This window comes from Pseudomonas sp. R151218B TE3479, from assembly GCF_053629195.1.
The window spans coordinates 3,857,403-3,874,474 of the sequence record NZ_JBRJHV010000001.1; the positions used below are offsets into that span (position 1 = coordinate 3,857,403).

Genomic DNA, 17,072 nt, shown 5'->3' on the forward strand with positions numbered 1-17,072 from the left:
CTCACGCCCGAAGCCTACTGTGGGAGCGAGCTTGCTCGCGATAGCGGTCTGTCAGTCCACCTCAATGCAACTGATCCGACGATATCGCGAGCAAGCTCGCTCCCACAGGGTTCGTCCCACAGGGGCGTTGGTGTCGCGGACATGCGGTTTCCTTGATTGGCATCAACCCCGTTTCCAGTCCCGCGGGATAACCTCGAATAAACCAGCGCCCCAGCTGAAAGGGGCGACCGAGGACACCCATGAGTTATCCGCTGTTCCTGACCTTGCACCTGTTTGCCGCGCTGGTGTTCATCGGCACGGTGTTCTTCGAGGTCCTGTTCCTGGAAAGCATCCGCAAGCAACTGCCCGCCAAGGTCATGGTGTTGCTGGAGCAGGGCATCAGCCAGCGCGCCCGGCAGTTGATGCCGTGGGTACTGCTGGTGCTGTTCGGCGCGGGCGGCGGCATGGTCTGGCTGCGCTATTGGCCGGTATTGTCCTCGCCGTTGCAGTCGTCCTTCGGTGTACTGCTGGGGCTGAAGATCCTGTTGGCGGGCAGTGTGCTGGGGCATTTCCTCTGGGCCATGTGGCTGTTCAGGCGCGCACGCATGAACGCCCGCTATGTGCACATCATCCATGTCAGCGTGTTCCTGCACATGGTGGCGATCGTGCTGCTGGCCAAGGGCATGTTCTACATCACCTGGTAAGCGCTGGCGGCGGGGGCAAGGCGCTTGATACAGGTCAAGGTGGCCCGGCGGGTTAGCGCGCAAACTGCCCTTGCACTGCCATTGGGAGATTGTCATGTTCGACCCGTTCCATACCCTCGGCGAGCGACCCTCGGGACGTGCCCCAGGGGTGGCTGATTTCGATTGCCCGGTCGGTACGCGTAGATTCCATGCCGGCATCGGGTCCCTCGACCTGCTTCGAGGGTTGCGCACCAGCCGCCAGAAACGACGGCCCCTATCCGTGGCGGTGCACCTGCCTTCGCGCTTGCGGCTGGCGTCGTGTTCGCCCCTTGCCAGCGACTGCCGATGCGGCGAGATCGGGGGCTATCTGCAGCGCCTGGCGTATGAAATGGGTTTGGTCGGTTGCCACCTGGGGGCAGGGCGGCGCGTCCAGCAGTTTTGCCTGACCGGTGGCACCCCGGTGATCGCTCATTTGCAGAAGCTGATGAGCGATCTGCGCAAGCGCTTCGACTTCAGCGAGTACGACGGTGCCGATCACAGCATAGAGGTGGACCTGCATCACACCGACTGGTCGACTATGGGTCTGATCCGTGACCAGGGCTTCACCCATGTCAGCATCGGCGTGCCCGACATTGGCGTCGACAGCCAGCTGTCGGTCGATTGCTACCAGAACCCGGCGCCGATCCATTCGCTGATCGATGCGGCGCGCACGTTTGGTTTTCGCTCCATCAACATTGACTTGGGCTACGGCCAGGCCTGGCAGACGCCGAACAGTTTCGCCCTGAAACTGGCGACGCTGATCGAACTGGAACCGGACCGGCTGCACGTTTTCGACTATGCCCGCGCGCCTTATCGTTATCGCTCGAAGAACGCCGGGGCGGCTGGCGCCTTTTGCAGCACGACCGACAAGGATGCCATGCGGCGCATCTGTTGCGAACAGTTGATCGGTGCCGGTTATCACTACATCGGCCTGGGCCAGTTCGTCAGGGCCGACGATGACCTGGCGGTAGCCCAAGAGCACGGACGTCTGCATCGCAATTGCCAGGGTTTTACCCGTCACGGCTACTGTGACCACGTGGGCTTCGGTTTGTCGGCCATTACTCAGATCGAGCACCTGTACGTACAGAACACCGATGACCTGCTTCGCTATTGCCAGCAACTGGATGCCGGGCAATTGCCGGTGTGTCGTGGCTGGCGTTGTGAAGCGCAGGACCAGGTCAGCGCGAGCGTGACCGAGCAGCTTTCCTGTGACCTGGAGCTGGACATACCGGCCATCGAAGCGCGTTTCGGCCTGGTGTTTCGCGAGCACTTCGCGTCCGTCTGGCCGTTGCTGGAAGCGTTGCATGACCAGGGATTGATCGAACTGACGAGCCGGTTTATCGGCATCTTGCCCGCCGGGCGCTTGAACGTGGATGCGATCTGCAACCTGTTCGACCCGGCACCGGATGAGGCAAGCCCACACGCTTTTGAAAAGTTGAACCCCTCATGAAGACTGCCTCCGGTTTCAATCGTGCCCTGGTGGAGAAATACGACCGCCCGGGGCCGCGCTACACCTCCTATCCGACGGCCCCGCAGTTCCACCAGGCCTTTGCCATGGACGAGTATCGCCAGGCTGCCCAGCGCAGTCACGAGGCTGCGCAGCCCAAGTCGTTGTCGGTGTACATCCATATCCCGTTCTGCCAGAGCCTTTGCTATTACTGCGCGTGCCACAAGATCATCACCCGCAAGACCCATCGCGCCACCGAATACCTGACCTACCTCAAGCGCGAAATAGCCCTGCAAGCGGCCTTGTTCGACCGCTCGCGCAAACTCACCCAGCTGCATCTGGGCGGGGGAACGCCGACTTACCTGACCCATGGGCAACTGGCCGACCTGATGGACTGCCTGCACCAGTCGTTCGACATGGATGACAGCGACGCCCATGAGTTTTCCATCGAGGTCGATCCGCGGACCATCGATGCACAACAGATCCAAGGCCTGCGCCGACTGGGATTCAATCGCCTGAGCTTTGGCGTCCAGGATTTCGATGCCCAGGTGCAGATTGCCGTCAACCGGGTACAAAGCGAGGCCCAAGTCGTCGAGCTGGTGGAGGCCGCGCGCCGGGCGCGCTTCAAATCCGTCAGCGTCGATCTGATCTATGGCCTGCCGTTGCAGACCATCGCCAGTTTCGATACCACCTTGAGCAAGATCATCGCCCTGCGGCCAGACCGGATCGCGGCCTACAGCTACGCGCACCTGCCGCAACGGGTTCGGGCGCAACGGATGATTCGCCCCGAAGACATGCCGCCGCCCGAGCGCAAGCTGCAATTGCTGGAACTGACCATCAATCGCCTGACCGAAGCCGGCTACGTCTACATCGGTATGGACCATTTCGCTTTGCCGGATGACGAACTGGTGCGCGCCCGCGCCCAGGGCACCTTGCAGCGCAATTTCCAAGGGTATTCCACCCACGCCGATTGCGACCTGATCGGCCTGGGGGTGTCGTCGATTGGCAAGGTGGGTGACAGCTACAACCAGAACGTCAAGGAGCTTTCCCAGTATTACGCCTGGCTGGATCAAGGCCTGCTACCGGTGCAGCGCGGCTATCGGCTGAGCGACGATGACCGCCTGCGGCGTGAGGTCATCAGCGAACTGATGTGCCATGGTCGCATCGACTTCGACCGGATAGACAACGCCCACGGCATTCGATTTGGCGAATACTTCGCCGATGCCCTGGAACGACTCCAGGAGCTGGTGCGCGACGGGTTGCTGGACATCCGCGACGATGAGCTGGTGCTGTTGCCCCAGGGCCAATTGATGATGCGCAACGTGGCCATGGCGTTCGACGCATACCTGGAGGCAGGTCAGAATGTCCAGTATTCGCGTACGATTTGATGACGCTCAAGGCGCATTGGACTGCCTTTGTGGCGAGGGAGCTTGCTCCCGCTGGGGTGCGAAGCAGCCCCGAAACCTGCCACTGAGGAGTGTCAGGTTGATTGCGTTCAGCTCTTTGGGGCTGCTGCGCAGCCCAGCGGGAGCAAGCTCCCTCGCCACAGGGGGCGGTTTTCATCTTGCTGATCGGGGTTGCTATGAGCTTTCAGTGCCCGGGTTTCCGGAAGCCGGGATCAGGTCGCGTATCGCATAGAAACCCTGTACCAGGCGATTCTTGGCCCGGTACTCACACAGGAGCAGCAAGGTATCCGGCATCTGGGAGATGGACGAGGCATGTTTGACCACCATCGTCTTACCTCCCGAGCGTAAGCGCACCAGTGCCCCGGGTTCGAATGTGCCCATTTGCAGTCACCTCACAGTCACGTTGCTTGTGCGTTCTATCCAACCCCCGCCCAGGGCCTTGTACAGATTGACTTCGGCGAGCAGCTGCGACAGCCGGTCGACGATCAGGGTTTGCTGAGCGTTGAACAGCGAGCGTTGGGCATCGAGGAACGTCAGGCTGCTATCCACGCCGATGCGATAACGCCGTTCCGCCAGACGGTAGTAATCCTGGTTGGCTTGCACCAGATCGCGCTGGGCGATCAATTGGTCCTTATAGGTCTTGCGTGCCGCCAGGCCATCGGACACTTCCTGGAAGGCGGTCTGGATGGCTTTCTCATATTGCGACACGCGGATGTCTTTCTGGATCTTCGAGTAGTTCAGGCTTGCCCGAAGGCTGCCAGCGTTGAAAATCGGCAGGTTGATCTGCGGTTGAAACGTCCAGCTGCCCGACCCACCCTTGAACAGCCCGGACAGTTCCGTACTGGAGCTGCCCGCGTTGGCGGTCAGGCTGATGCTCGGGAAAAAGGCGGCACGGGCCGCGCCGATGTTGGCATTGGCTGATTGCAACAGGTACTCGGCCTCCAGGATGTCCGGCCGACGTTGCAGCAAGTCCGAAGGCAGGCCCGCCGGGACTTCGCTGAGCAGGTCCGATGCCAATGGACGGCCGGGCAGGTCATCGGCGACCGACGTGCCTACCAGCAATGTGAGGTTATTGAGGTCCTGGGCGACCTGGCGCTGGAACTTCGCCAGGCTGACCCTGGCATTTTCCACCGAGGTTCGCGATTGGCTCAGGTTCAAGGCCGAGGCGGTACCGACCTGATTGCTGCGTTCGGTCAGGCGCAGGCTTTGCTCATAGGACTGGAGTGTGTCCTGGGTCAGCGCCAGCAGTTCCTGGTCGGCACGCCAGGTCAGGTAGGCACTGGCCACGCTGGCCACCAGGCTCAATTGGCTGCTGCGGCGGGCTTCTTCGCTGGACAGATAGATCAGCGACGCCTGGTCGCTGAGGCTGCGTATGCGCCCGAATAGGTCCAGCTCATAGGCGCTGATCCCCAGGGTTGCCGAATACGAACTGCTGATGGCCGCGTCACCGGTTCCGGTGAGGCTGGCCGGCAGGCGCTGGCGCGAACCGGTGCCGTTGGCACCGATCGCCGGGAAGAGGTCCGCCCGCTGGATCCGATACTGCGCCTGGTACGCCTCGACGTTCAGGGCCGCTACCCGCAAGTCGCGGTTGTTGGCCAGCGCGCTTTCGATCAATTGCGCCAGAACCGGATCCTGGAACAGGTCACGCCAACCCTGTTCGGCCGCCAGGGGCCCCGACAAGGCCGGGGCATAGGCCGAGGTTTGCGGATACTGTCCGGGGACCGGTGCGTCGGGGCGTTGGTAGTCCGGAATCAGCGAACAACCACCCAGCATGAATGCCGCGGCCGCCAGGGGACTCAAGAGTTTATACATCGACCTGTTATCTCATTGTGGTGCCTGCCCAGACCCCGCAGGCCCAGGCAGGCGGGTTCTGGCGGGCCGTGCGCGGCGAGCCGTCATGATCCGATCATCCATTTCGCCAGCCCATGGCGGCCACTCACGCCCAGCTTGGCGGCGGCACGCTTGAGGTAGGTTTCGATGGAGCTGTTCTTGACCTGTAGCTTTTCCGCAATCTCCGGCACGGTGCCCCCGGCCAGCAGGCCCAGGCAGACCTCTTTTTCCCGCACGGAAAGGGTGACGTCGCAGGGGCTCAATCGATCATTGAAATCCCGTTGCAGCTGGGTCTGTTCAGCGGCATCGAGTGGATGGCCCGTAGCGCTGCCAGAGGCTTTGAAAGATTGGCGATTGAGGTGCGCATGACGCTCGGCCAGGGGCAACAGCGTTTCGGAAAGGTATTTCAGAAAGGACAGTTCCTGAAGGGAAAAGTCGCGCTGTACCTGAGGGCGTTGCAACGAGATCACGCAACGGCGGTTGGCCTTGCGTGAAATCAGAATGCACTGGTGGGAGGTGCCGAGGCAGTCATTGCCCCTTTCGTCTTTCATTCGTGCGTTCAGATGGATCAGCAGGGCGTCGTCCACCTCCAGCACTCTTTTCACCAAGGGGTGATCGTTGCGTTGTATCGCCGTGGTGGGGCAGGGGGATTGCATGTGCACGTTTTTTTCCGCGCCCGCATACCCCAATAGCTGTACATCGAGGACATTCGACTGGGTGTCGTCGGCTGTCCATTCACTCAATTCGAGTCGACTGACAGGCACCGTTGTTTCGATCATCTGGTGCATGTTGGTCAAGAAACTCTCGTGTCCGACACTTGAAATCAGCTTTCCTAGCTCTACGTAGAGGTGCGATTTTTCTGCACCCTCAATACACGCATGTCGATTCATGGTCCTTATTCCTGCTTACTCGAAAAAACTCCGCATCTGTGATGTTGACGGAAGAAAATCCGACCGCTTCCAAAATGCTTGAGCCTCTTCTGGAGTTGATACTGGAGTCAATATCGGTCTTGTGAACCTATTGACTTAAACGGTTTAGCCGGTAGGGCTATTAGGCGTTTCCATGTGGGAAAAGTCTGTAAGGGAAAACAGGGACATTCCGGGTCAGTCAGTGGTGTGTGGGTTCTTGAATATCTCCGGGCAAAAAACACGTTGGGTCACAGGTTTTTCCCTCGCGATGATCGCTGTGGGGACAGCTTTCAGCGCGGTCTCAGGAAAAAAATCAGATAAATTAATAGGTTGTGTACGGTTCTCAATTCTTGGGCGCCTGTTTTCCCATGGTCGTCAATGTAGGAATTGTCTGGCAGCAGTGTCTCGATTCGGGATTCCCAGTATGGTTAAGAATCCTCATTTATCGATTCTCATCCCGGTGCGTGTCGTTTTTTGTCTATGTAGGAGTCGCTTTTTGTCATTGACGCTTTAATGTCGGTGGTAGCGCGGTGGAGGTCCCGCCGTCCCGCCGAGGTCCCTCAGTGACTGTTTCGCGAGGTTATGCGCAGGGTTTGAACGAGAGGAGGTCGATGTTCTTTTTACGCAGGCTGCTCTGTGGCGTCAGGCGCAAATACCATTCTCGAAGCCAGCAGGCGAGGGTCGATTCGGTTTGCTCGATGCCGCTCATGAAGCGCGCGGCATTGACGATCCCGTTGGCCCGGGGGTGACGATGGGCCTGGTAGCGCAGCAGCGCGGTGCGCAGGTCTGGCGTTTGCGTCAGTCGATCGGCCAGTACCACGGCATCCTCGATCGCTTGTGCGGCACCTTGACCCAGGCTGGGTAGCATGGGATGAGCCGCATCGCCCAAGAGCACCACGTGTCCATCGCAGAATTGCTCGACGGGATGGCGATCCCGGGCATGCATTTTCAGTATGGCGCTTTCAGGGGTGGCCTCGATGGCAGCCACGACTTCCGGCGCCCAGCCGGCGTAGGCCGCGAGCACTTCCTGCTTGCTGATGTTCAAGGCGGCATCGGCCGCATTGTCGTGATTGCAGGTGCCCCACCAATACGCCTGGCCGTCCCCGACATCGCAGAGCCCGAAGCGCTTGCCGCGTCCCCAGTAATGCGCCACGTAGCCTTCGGTCATGACCGGATGGCTGAAGGGCGCCACCGCCAGCCAGGCGACATAACCCGATGGGCGGGTTGGGGTTTCGCCGAGCATCTGCTGGCGAATCACCGAGTTCAGGCCATCGGCGCCAATCAACAGATCCGCTTCCTGAAGTCTGCCGTCTTCGAACCGCACCACGACCCCATCGGGGCGAGAGTCATACCCGGTGCAGCGCAACCCGGTCGTCAAGGTGTCGGGTGCGAGTTGCTGCGCCAACGCGCGTAGCAACAGCGGGCGCTGGATATTCACACTGGGATGACCCAATTGTTCGCCGATCTCGTGGATCGGCATGCGGGTGATGGCATCGCCCTGGTGTTTCTTGAAGAAGAAGTCGCGGATCACCTGGCCGGCCTGTTCCACCGGAACATGGGCATCAATCGAGTGCAACGCCGCCATGGCATTGGCCATGACGGACAAGCCGGTGCCACCGGTTCTCAGTGTCTGGGCCGCTTCGAAGACCTTGACCTGCCAGCCCGCGCGCTGCAGGGCGATGGCGGCGGTCAGCCCGCCGATCCCGGCACCGGCGATAATGGCTTTTTTGGGTGCTGTCATGCTGTTTCACCTGTATCGGGCCCGGAACGACCGGGCGATGGAGTCAAGCGGGGCCGTCAATCCGACCCCGTGATCGTCGGTCATGGTCAAGCCAGTGCGCTCATGGATTCGGCGTTCCTGGCCCGGGCCAAGTCCATCCGCGACCGGATGCATTGGCCCACTCGCTCGATGTGCGGCTCGCGCATCATGGTCAGATGGTCACCTTCCACGGCGACTCGCTGCACTTGAGGAGCAATCGAGCGCCAGCCGCGGTATGGGTCGCGGAAGGCGGTGCCTACCAGTTCATGGGGGGCTTGCAGCACATCGGGCAGCTCGACGTCCGCCGCGAACAGCGTGATGGGCAGGTCCAGGGGCGGGAAGCGATAGTCCAGCAGCCCTTGCCAGTTGGCATGGAACACCCGGAACAGCTGATCGAGTGTCGCCAGGGTGATGCTCTCGTCGAAAATGCCCTGGTCGATGCCGTGCTGCCGGATCGCCGCGAAGGCCTGCGGGTCGTCCAGGGAGGAGAAGTCGAGGGCGTGGTAGGCGTATTCCTTCTGGCCGTCGCCGCTGAGCAGTTCCCACATGAACCAGTTCATGAACTCGCTGCGTTCTATTTGCACCTCGCCCTGCCTGACGCGCACGATGGTGTCCAGCAGGAACACGTTATGCAGGCGCCGTCCGCGCCGCTGCAACTCGCTGGCCAGTTCATACGCCACGACGCCGCCATAGGACCAGCCACCTATATTCAGGGGACCTTCAGGGGCGACCTGCTCGATGGCGTCCGCGTAGTACACCGCTTGGGCCTGTACCGATTGCAACGGTTCACGGGCATCCCATGTGCCTGGCGCCTGCAGGGCATACAGGTGGACCTGATCCTTGAGCACCCGCGCCAGTGCCGCATAGCACAGCACGTGTCCGCCGATGGGGTGGACCAGGAACAACGTCGGCTTGCGCGTGGCATTCTTGAAGTCCACCAGCGCGCCGGCGCCGGGGTGTCCGGTTTCGGTCTGTTGCAGTACCTGGGCGAATTCGGCGATGGTCGGCGCCTGGATAAAATCGGACAGCGAAGGTTCCAGGCCTCGATGTCTGGCGAGCATGGCCACCAGTCGCACCGCCTTGAGCGAATTGCCCCCCAGCTCGAAGAAGTTGTCGTGGACGCTGATGTTGTCCAGGTCCAACGTTTCCTGCCAGTAGGCTTGCAGCAGATCCTCCATGGTATTGCGCGGGCCAATGAAGGACCGCTGCAAGGTGGTCTGGACTTCTATCTTTTGCAGGCGCTGCCGGTCGATCTTGCCCGTGGGCCCGAGCGGTAGCTGCGCGATCCTGACCAGTGTGTTCGGCACCATGTAGTCGGGCAGCGTCAGGCGCATTTCCGCCTTGAGTTGGTCCAGGTCCGGCTCGCGCCCCGGCAGGGCCTGGACGAAGCCCACCAGATAACGGCTGCCATCGGTTGCCGTCTTGTCGATGACCGCCACCTGCTCGATATCGGCCCTGAACCGGGCGGAGCCGAGCATGGCCACTTCGATCTCGCCAAGCTCGACGCGGTAACCGCGAATCTTGACTTGAGCGTCGCTGCGGCCCTGATACACGAGATCGCCGCCAGGCAAGTAGAAGCCAATGTCGCCGGTTTCATACAAGCGCCGGGTCTGGCCCTCGAGCTGGCGATAAATGAAGCGTTCGTCGGTCAGGTCGGGGCGATTCCAGTAGCCATTGGCGAGACAGGCCCCTTCGATGAACAGGTCGCCCGTCACCCCGACCGGGCAGGGGTTGCCAGCCGCGTCCAGGACATGCACGCGTACCCCGTCGATGGGGGTGCCGATGGGCGGCATGCTCGGCCAGGTCGTCGTCGCGCCTTCAAGTCGCAGGCTCGTGACCACATGGGCCTCGGTCGGGCCATAGTGGTTCTCGACCCGACAATCGCCGAGGCGATCGATCAGGTCGCGGATTTCGGCGGTGATTTTCAGCTGCTCGCCGGCGACGTTGATCTGGCGCAGCGAGGTGGGGTGGATACCGAGTTGTGTGGCGACTTCGGCCAAACCCTGGAAGGCGACGTAGGGCAGGAACAGGCGATTCACCTCTTGCGTGCCAATAAACTTCAGCAAGCGGATGAAGTCATAGCGCAGCCGTTCGTCAATCATCACCAGCTCATGACCACTGGACAGGGTCGAGAAAATTTCCTGGAACGAAACGTCGAACGAAATGGGCGCGTATTGCAGCGTCTTCAGCGGTTGTGTCCCAGGGACGTCCTGCACCTGCTGGCGGTTCTGCCAGAGGATCATATTGGTCAAGGCCAGGTGCGGCATGGCCACGCCCTTGGGGCGGCCGGTCGAGCCCGAGGTATAGAGCAAGTAGGCGTTGTCTTCAGCCATAATGCCAGCGGCAATGGCGGCCACCCGTTGGTGACTGCCGGCCAGGTTGTCGTCGAAGCTGGCGACCACGGCGTCCCAGTGGCGCGTATCGGCCTGGCCTGCCAGGGCCATCGCCAGGCTCGCAGACGCATCGGCGAACAGCACCAGGCGTGGCTGCGAGTCTTCGAGAATCAGCTGGATACGCTCCTGCGGATAGCTCAGGTCGATCGGAACGTAGGCGGCGCCGGCCTGTACGACACCGAGCAAGGCGACGATCAGGTCGGGCGAGCGGGGCATCATGATCGCGACCCGATCCCCCTGGCCGATACCGTGCCGGTGCAGCCAGCTCACCAGTTGGGCGCAAGTATCCTGCAGTTGACGGTAGGAAAGACGGGCCTGGCCAAGGCTCACGGCGGTCTGCTCGCCATGGCGGGCGAAACTGTCCAGTAACACGCTCGACAGGTTGTCGTGGGGCAAGGCCGTAGCGGCCCCTGGCGTAGTTCGGTCGACGGGCGGCAGCCAGGCCGGGATGGCCGGTTTGGCCTCAGGCGCGGCGATCATCAGTTCCAGCGTACGCAGCAGGTACTCGGCATAGGCTTCGACCTGACTCGTGGCGACACGCGCGGTGCGGTAGTCCATCTTCAACATCAGCGAACCGTTGGCAGGGTGGCGGCCGAGGGTGGTCAGCAGGTCGTAGTTGCTCGCTTCCGTCGTTTCCCAGTCGGTGAGGATCTCTTCGCCTTGGGCCAGCAGGTCCTTGAGCACGTAAAAATCGACGTAATTGAACACCACGTTCAAGGCGACATCGGTCTCGCGATGAATCAACGCGAACGGATAGCGCCGATGGGCGAAGACCTGTTGTTCCTGGGCAATCGTTGCCCGGATCATCTCCAGCCAGCTCTGTCCCTGGCTGCTGAAGCGTACCGGCAGGGTATTGAGGAACAGACCCAGGACCGAGGCGGCATCTTCGAACGCCGGTCGGCCATGGCTGATCACCCCGCACAGCACGTCCTTTTGATTGGACATGATCGCCTGGGCGAAACCGTGGGCCGTCAGCAGGACCGCGCGCAGGGGCAGGTCTCGGGCCTGGCAGAAGGCTTCGAGCCGGGCCAGGTTCGCGGCGGGCAGTTCACGGTAGGCCGAGCGGTGCGGCGTCGGGTCCGGTGCCACTCCATGGATCCAGCTGGTCATGGCCGCGGCAGGCGCCTCGTGCAGGTATTCGCGCCAGAACTGGCGGTGGGTCTGCGTCGCGATGGCTTGTTGCTCCAGGACCACGAAATCGGCTGGCGTGGTGGTCAAGGCCGGCAGGCCGTCGGTGCCCGGTGCCGAGGTGTAGAGCGTAATCAGGTCGCGCATCAAGGTGGCGACGCTCCAGCCGTCGAGGATCGCATGGTGGAAGCTGAAGACCAGATCGATTTCAGTCTGCGCGACGAACACGCAGAACTGATATAGCGGCGCCCGATGCCAGTCTTCGCGGTAACGTTTGCGTTCCTCCACGTAGGCGGCAATGGCCTGGGCCCGGGCGTCGGGGCCCATCGAGCAGACATCGATGACTTGCACTGGCGGCTCGACGGTCGAGTGCACCCGGGCCATGGGCACCTCGGCGTGACCGATATCGAACGACATGCGCAAGGCCGGATGACGCCGGACCAATGCGGCACAGGCCCGCTCCCACGCCGGCGCATCCCAATGCAGGCGCAAGCGGTAGCGGAAGATGTCGTGATAGATCGCCGAATCCGGGTGCATCATTGAGTGATAAATCATCCCGACTTGCAGCTGCGAAGCGGCAAACACGTCATCGAACACGCCTTCGCTGGCCAGGCGGATCGCCGACGGAACCTGGGCGAAAGGCTCCACATGGGCCAAGGGTTCGAGCTCGGTGGCCGGGGGTTGCCCGGACTCCAGGGCCTCGGCCAACCGGGCGATGGTGGGGTACTGGTAGACCTGCGCCAGGGTCAGTGCAATCCCCTGTTCACGGGCATGGATCTGCAAGTGGATGACTTTCAGGGAGTCGCCACCCAGCATGAAGTAGTTGTCATGGATGCCCAGCGTCGAGCGCTTGAGGTTGTCCCGCCACAGCTCGGCGAGGGCCTGTTCCAACGCGGTGCGCGGGGCTGTCGTATCGCTACCCAGGTTGGCTGTTGGCTCGGGCAGGGCCTTGCGGTCCAGCTTGCCGTTGACACTCAACGGGAACTGATCGAGCTCGACCAGGTGCCTGGGCACCATGTAGTCGGGCACCTGCTGGCGCAAGGTTTCCCGCAGTGCTTGCGGGGATGGCGAGCAGCCGGGCTCGCTCACCCAATAGGCGTTGAGGTACGCATCGCCGGCTTCCTGGCGGGCGATCACGACCACGTCCTTGACACCTTCACAGGCGAGCAGGTGGGCTTCGATTTCGCCCAGTTCGATGCGCAGGCCGCGGATTTTTACCTGGAAATCGTTGCGTCCCAGGTATTCGAGGCTGCCATCGGGCAGCCAACGCCCGAGGTCGCCGGTCTTGTATAGCTGGGCCTGGGGTTCGGTGCCCCAGGGGTCGTGGATGAACCGTTCGGCCGTCAGTTCGGGACGGTTCAGGTAACCCCGCGCGACCCCGATGCCACCGATGTGCAGCTCGCCGGCCACGCCTGGTGGCAGCAGTTGCAGGTTCGCGTCGAGGACATGCATTTGGATATTCGCGATCGGTCGGCCGATCGGGACGATGCCGTCGTGCGCATCGGGCCGGCAATGCCATGCCGTCACGTCGACGGCCGCTTCGGTGGGGCCGTAGAGGTTGTGCAACTGCACCGTCGGCAAGCATTCGAAAAAACGCTTCTGCAAGGCATGAGGCAAGGCCTCGCCGCTGCACAAGACCTGCTGGAGCGCGGGCAGGCGCTGTGGCTCTACCTGGTCGAGAAAGACCTGCAACATCGATGGGACGAAATGCAGTAGCGTAATGCCGGCGCTCGCCATGATGTCCATCAGGTAGCGCGGGTCCTTGTGCCCGTCGGGGGCGGCGACGATCAGTTGCGCGCCACTGAGTAACGGCAGGAAAAACTCCCAGACCGACACGTCGAAACTGAACGGAGTCTTTTGCAGGATCCGGCTGTGTTCATCGACCCCATAGGCATCGCGGGCCCAGAGCAAGCGATTGACGACCCCGTCATGCTGGTTCATCACGCCCTTGGGCAAGCCGGTGGAACCGGAGGTGTAGATCACGTAGGCCAGGTGTCGCGGCGTCAGCCCGAGCGCGGCGGGGTCCGGGTTGTGCGCCGGTTGCCGGGACAGTGCTTCAAAGTCGGCATCCAGGCACAGCACGGGCATCGTCACGGCGGGCAGGTTCGCCAATAACCCTTGGGTGGTGATCAGGGCACTGGGTGCGCTGTCGCTGAGCATATGGCTCAAGCGGTCGGCTGGATAACCCGGGTCCAGTGGCACGTAGGCGGCACCCGCTTTGAGAATGCCCAACAGGCCGACCACCATCTCCAGGCTGCGGTCCAGGCAGATGGCAACGCGATCGTCCCGGCCAAGCCCGGTTTCCAGCAGGGCATGGGCCAGGCGGTTGGCCTGACGGTTCAGCGCGTCATAAGTCAACGCCTGGTCTGCGAAGCGCACTGCGATAGCATCGGGGCGAGCGGCGACCTGGGCTTCGATCAATTGATGGAGCAGCACGTCCCTGGGGTAGTCGACGTCGGTGCGATTCCAGTCCTGCAGCAGTTGGCGCTCAGTGGACGCCAGCGGGTCGAGGGCCGCGACCGACACGTCGAAATCAGCGGCCACGCACGCCAGGATGTTCATGAAGCGCTGTTGCAAGGCCTCGATCTGCGGCGCGTCGAAATAGGCCTCGTTGTAGATGAAGTGCATCCACACATCGTCTTGCGGCGCGGATTCGCGAACGTGCATCGCCAGTGGCATTTGTTCGTAGCCATTGCTGAGCTTGACCGGCTGTGCCGGCGCAGGCCCATACCAGGTGTCCTGGTCCTGTTCGTAGGACACCACCACGTCGAACAACTGCCGCCGACCCAGGTTCTGCAGGCCGAGTTCGCGGTTCAATTCGCTCAGCGGGAAGCGCTGGTAGCGATAATCCTGCTTGAGCGTCAGGGCGATTTTGCCGACCAGGTCGCTGAAACTCAGGTCGGTGCCCAGGCTCAGGCGTACCGGGCTCATGCCGACGAACAAGCCCATCGTGGCCTTGTGTGCGGCATTGGCGCGGTTGAGGATGGGCAGGCCGATGACGATTTCATCCCGTTGCTCGGTGCGCGCAAAGTAGCTGTACAACACCCCGAGCATGACGTGGAAGACCGTCGCCTGGCCCGCGGCCTTCGCGTTTTCGCCAAGACGGTTGTAAAGCGCCCGGGGCAAGCGCCAGGCATGGTTCTGGCTGGGTGCCAGGCGCTGGTCGAGTCGACCCAGGTGGCGGGGCGCGAGCAGGGGCTCGGGCAGTGTGCGGTACTTCTCCAGCCAGTACTGGCGCTGGCGCTGGAACGAAACAGAATCTTTGCTGGCGACTTGCTGCTCGACATACGCTTGATAGGTCGGTGCTGTCGCCGCGTTTTGCGTCTGGTCATGCAGGGCGGTATAGGCCTGGCTGAGTGTTCGGCCAATCATGGCGAAGGACCAGCCATCGATGATCAGGTGATGGCAATTGACGAAGCAGTAGTGGAGGTCTTCCCGGACCTTGACCAGATCCGCACGCACCAGCAGTCCATCGTCAAAGGAAAATGGGGTTTGCAGCTTGGCCTGCAGCAAGGCCAATGCGCTGGCCTCTGGATCGGCATGGTCCGACACGTCGTGCACCGCCAGCGGGACGTCGACCGGCCCCAGGAAGCGTTGGCGCGGCAGCGGGTGCTCGCTGGAACCGGGCACCAGCTGGATCCGCAGGGCATCGTGGCCGTTGACGACCTGGTTGAAGGCGGCCTGCAGCAGCGTGGCGTCGACCGCGCCGTTGATGCGGGCATAACCGCCGATGTTGTACAACGGACTGTCAGCGTGCAGCACCTGGTCCAGCCAGATGTCCAGTTGCGGGGTGGTGAGGGGATAAAGCACGCACTCTGCGCTCGATGCGGGCAGGGTCTGGGTCATGGTGTTCTCCGTGGGCCGATCCGCTGGCCCGATGAAACGAATGAAAAGAGTGATGCCTTATGGCCGGGCCAATGGCAGCGCTGTGTCAGTCGCCAATCAATCCGTGATTACGCAACGCGATACGTGGCGGCTCTGTGGGCGATAGCCTCGATTTGCAGCGCTGCCGCTTCGCGGGCGCTGTCACCGCTGGCCATCGCCTTGCTGTAGTGGTCACAACTGGCGCGCACGTCAGCGCTGTTCAGCACCGTGTCCAGGGCCGAGGCCAGTGATTCGGCGGGGGCCGGCGCGAACACCTGCAAGCCGCACCCCAGGCGTTGCATTCGCGCGGCGTTGTCGAAATGGTCGTGGGCAAATGGGGTGATGATCTGTGGCACCCCGGCGGTGATTGCCAGGGCCGTGGTCCCGACGCCTCCGTGATGCACCAGGGCCGAGGTATGGGGCAGGATGCGGCTCATGGGAACATACGGTCTTACCAGGATCCTGCCGTCGTTGGACAAGGACGGGTCGACCGGCTGGCTGGTCAGGAACACGCCGCGGCGGTCGATCAATTTCAGCGCTTTCGCCGCAGCGGCGAAATACTGTTCGGCATTGACCGTCGTCGACCCCGGGGTAAACACCACCGGTGGGGCTACATTCAAAAAGTCCTCCAGCTCGGCGTCTGGCGCCTCGAAGCCGGATTCATCGAATAACGGGAACCCGGTCAGTACCGTCTGGGCAGGCCAGTCCTGTTGGATCGGGGCGAACCAGTCCGGAAACAACCCCAATACGCGGTCGGGCGAGGAGATCCACTGACTGATGATGCGTTTGACCGCAGGCAAGCCCAGTTCCCGGCGAAAACCGTTGAGCTCAGGCTTCATGAGCCGATCGAGGAAGGTGTGCTCGATGACCCCCAGCAGCAGGCGTCGCAAGGGATACGGTACGAAGGCCGGCAGGTTCGTTCCAGGTGGATGGACGGGGCGCGCGAGGGGCGACCAGATGGCGAACGGTGTGACCTGGCCAGTGACCAGTGGGATGCCGTGTCTTTCCTGGAGCAGGCGTGCGGAAAACGCCCACAACGAGCCCAGCAGGACGGTATCGTCATCACACGCTTGTTCCAGTAGTCGATACTGTTCGCGCAACGTGCCACCGACGGTTTTCCATAGGGTGGGCAGTGACGTGCGCGGATGCCACAACGCCGGGTCAGCCATGACCGCTTGATATTCCTCGCGGGTACCCAAGGGCAGGAACTTGAAGCCACAGCGCTCGATCACCGGAGCGAACGCTGCGCTGGCGCAAAAGGTTATCCGATGCCCGCGTGCGGCGAGGGTGCGGCCGATCCCGATAAATGGGTGAACGTCACCGGCTGAGCCGATGGCCGTAATGATCACATGCATAAGGCTCCCTTTTAGAGTGATCGTGCGGTGGGTGACAGTCCTGATCGGCGGGCGACCGGACATCGCCTGTGGACTCCATCCACAAAAACGATTCAGCTTGAGGGGGTATTTAAGCGGTTGCAGGTAGGAAACGTCTGTAGCGGAAAACGGGGACATTCGGCCCGCCGATCATGGTTTGAACCTGTGGAGGGCGTGCTCGCGAAGCGGTGGGGCCGCCTGTGCCGATGTCGGCTGTGCCGCCGTCATCGCGAGCAAGCTCGCTCCCACAAGGGGCCTAGGGT

9 protein-coding genes are annotated in these 17,072 nt (G+C 62.0%); 3 read left to right on the forward strand and 6 right to left on the reverse strand.

The features are described 5' to 3' along the window. Positions 1-239 precede the first annotated feature (239 nt). The 3 genes from AB7M32_RS17035 to hemN all read left to right on the forward strand — a co-directional run bounded on the left by AB7M32_RS17035 (position 240) and on the right by hemN (position 3,536). A complete protein-coding gene (locus tag AB7M32_RS17035) occupies positions 240-683 on the forward strand; it encodes a CopD family copper resistance protein (protein WP_454250661.1) in 444 nt (147 codons plus the stop codon). Between the two features lie 94 nt (positions 684-777). Then, positions 778-2,151: a coproporphyrinogen III oxidase gene (locus tag AB7M32_RS17040; protein WP_454250662.1), complete on the forward strand. Its 1,374-nt coding sequence runs from the start codon at positions 778-780 to the stop codon at positions 2,149-2,151. Further along, positions 2,148-3,536: an oxygen-independent coproporphyrinogen III oxidase gene (gene hemN / locus AB7M32_RS17045; RefSeq protein WP_454250663.1), complete on the forward strand. Its 1,389-nt coding sequence runs from the start codon at positions 2,148-2,150 to the stop codon at positions 3,534-3,536. Before AB7M32_RS17040 ends, hemN begins: the two co-directional genes overlap by 4 nt. A gap of 192 nt (positions 3,537-3,728) precedes the next feature. Here hemN and AB7M32_RS17050 read toward each other — a convergent pair whose 3' ends face one another. The 6 genes from AB7M32_RS17050 to AB7M32_RS17075 form a co-directional block, all read right to left on the reverse strand. Then, the gene (locus tag AB7M32_RS17050) at positions 3,729-3,935 is read right to left on the reverse strand and encodes a hypothetical protein (RefSeq protein ID WP_072410156.1); all 207 of its coding nucleotides are present in this window, start codon (positions 3,933-3,935) and stop codon (positions 3,729-3,731) included. 6 nt (positions 3,936-3,941) lie between these two features. Next, positions 3,942-5,366 (reverse strand): AdeC/AdeK/OprM family multidrug efflux complex outer membrane factor, encoded by a 1,425-nt coding sequence (gene adeC, locus AB7M32_RS17055; protein WP_454250664.1) that lies wholly within the window; start codon positions 5,364-5,366, stop codon positions 3,942-3,944. An 83-nt stretch (positions 5,367-5,449) separates the two neighbouring features. After that, positions 5,450-6,274, reverse strand: a complete 825-nt coding sequence (locus AB7M32_RS17060; RefSeq protein ID WP_072410160.1) for a helix-turn-helix transcriptional regulator — start codon at positions 6,272-6,274, stop codon at positions 5,450-5,452. A gap of 598 nt (positions 6,275-6,872) precedes the next feature. Then, the gene (locus AB7M32_RS17065) at positions 6,873-8,033 is read right to left on the reverse strand and encodes an FAD-dependent monooxygenase (protein WP_454250665.1); all 1,161 of its coding nucleotides are present in this window, start codon (positions 8,031-8,033) and stop codon (positions 6,873-6,875) included. 86 nt (positions 8,034-8,119) lie between these two features. Further along, positions 8,120-15,418: an amino acid adenylation domain-containing protein gene (locus AB7M32_RS17070; RefSeq protein ID WP_454250666.1), complete on the reverse strand. Its 7,299-nt coding sequence runs from the start codon at positions 15,416-15,418 to the stop codon at positions 8,120-8,122. Positions 15,419-15,525: 107 nt separating this feature from the next. Next, on the reverse strand, positions 15,526-16,791 hold the full coding sequence (locus tag AB7M32_RS17075) for a glycosyltransferase (RefSeq protein ID WP_454250667.1): 1,266 nt from the start codon (positions 16,789-16,791) through the stop codon (positions 15,526-15,528). Positions 16,792-17,072 lie beyond the last annotated feature (281 nt).

Excerpts from the sequence above, each read along its gene's own strand:
- AB7M32_RS17040 (WP_454250662.1), top strand. The coding sequence starts at position 778 with ATGTTCGACCCGTTCCATACCCTCGGCGAGCGACCCTCGGGACGTGCC.
- AB7M32_RS17070 (WP_454250666.1), bottom strand. The coding sequence starts at position 15,418 with ATGACCCAGACCCTGCCCGCATCGAGCGCAGAGTGCGTGCTTTATCCC.
- AB7M32_RS17035 (WP_454250661.1), top strand. The coding sequence starts at position 240 with ATGAGTTATCCGCTGTTCCTGACCTTGCACCTGTTTGCCGCGCTGGTG.
- hemN (WP_454250663.1), top strand. The coding sequence starts at position 2,148 with ATGAAGACTGCCTCCGGTTTCAATCGTGCCCTGGTGGAGAAATACGAC.
- AB7M32_RS17050 (WP_072410156.1), bottom strand. The coding sequence starts at position 3,935 with ATGGGCACATTCGAACCCGGGGCACTGGTGCGCTTACGCTCGGGAGGT.
- AB7M32_RS17075 (WP_454250667.1), bottom strand. The coding sequence starts at position 16,791 with ATGCATGTGATCATTACGGCCATCGGCTCAGCCGGTGACGTTCACCCA.
- AB7M32_RS17065 (WP_454250665.1), bottom strand. The coding sequence starts at position 8,033 with ATGACAGCACCCAAAAAAGCCATTATCGCCGGTGCCGGGATCGGCGGG.
- AB7M32_RS17060 (WP_072410160.1), bottom strand. The coding sequence starts at position 6,274 with ATGAATCGACATGCGTGTATTGAGGGTGCAGAAAAATCGCACCTCTAC.
- adeC (WP_454250664.1), bottom strand. The coding sequence starts at position 5,366 with ATGTATAAACTCTTGAGTCCCCTGGCGGCCGCGGCATTCATGCTGGGT.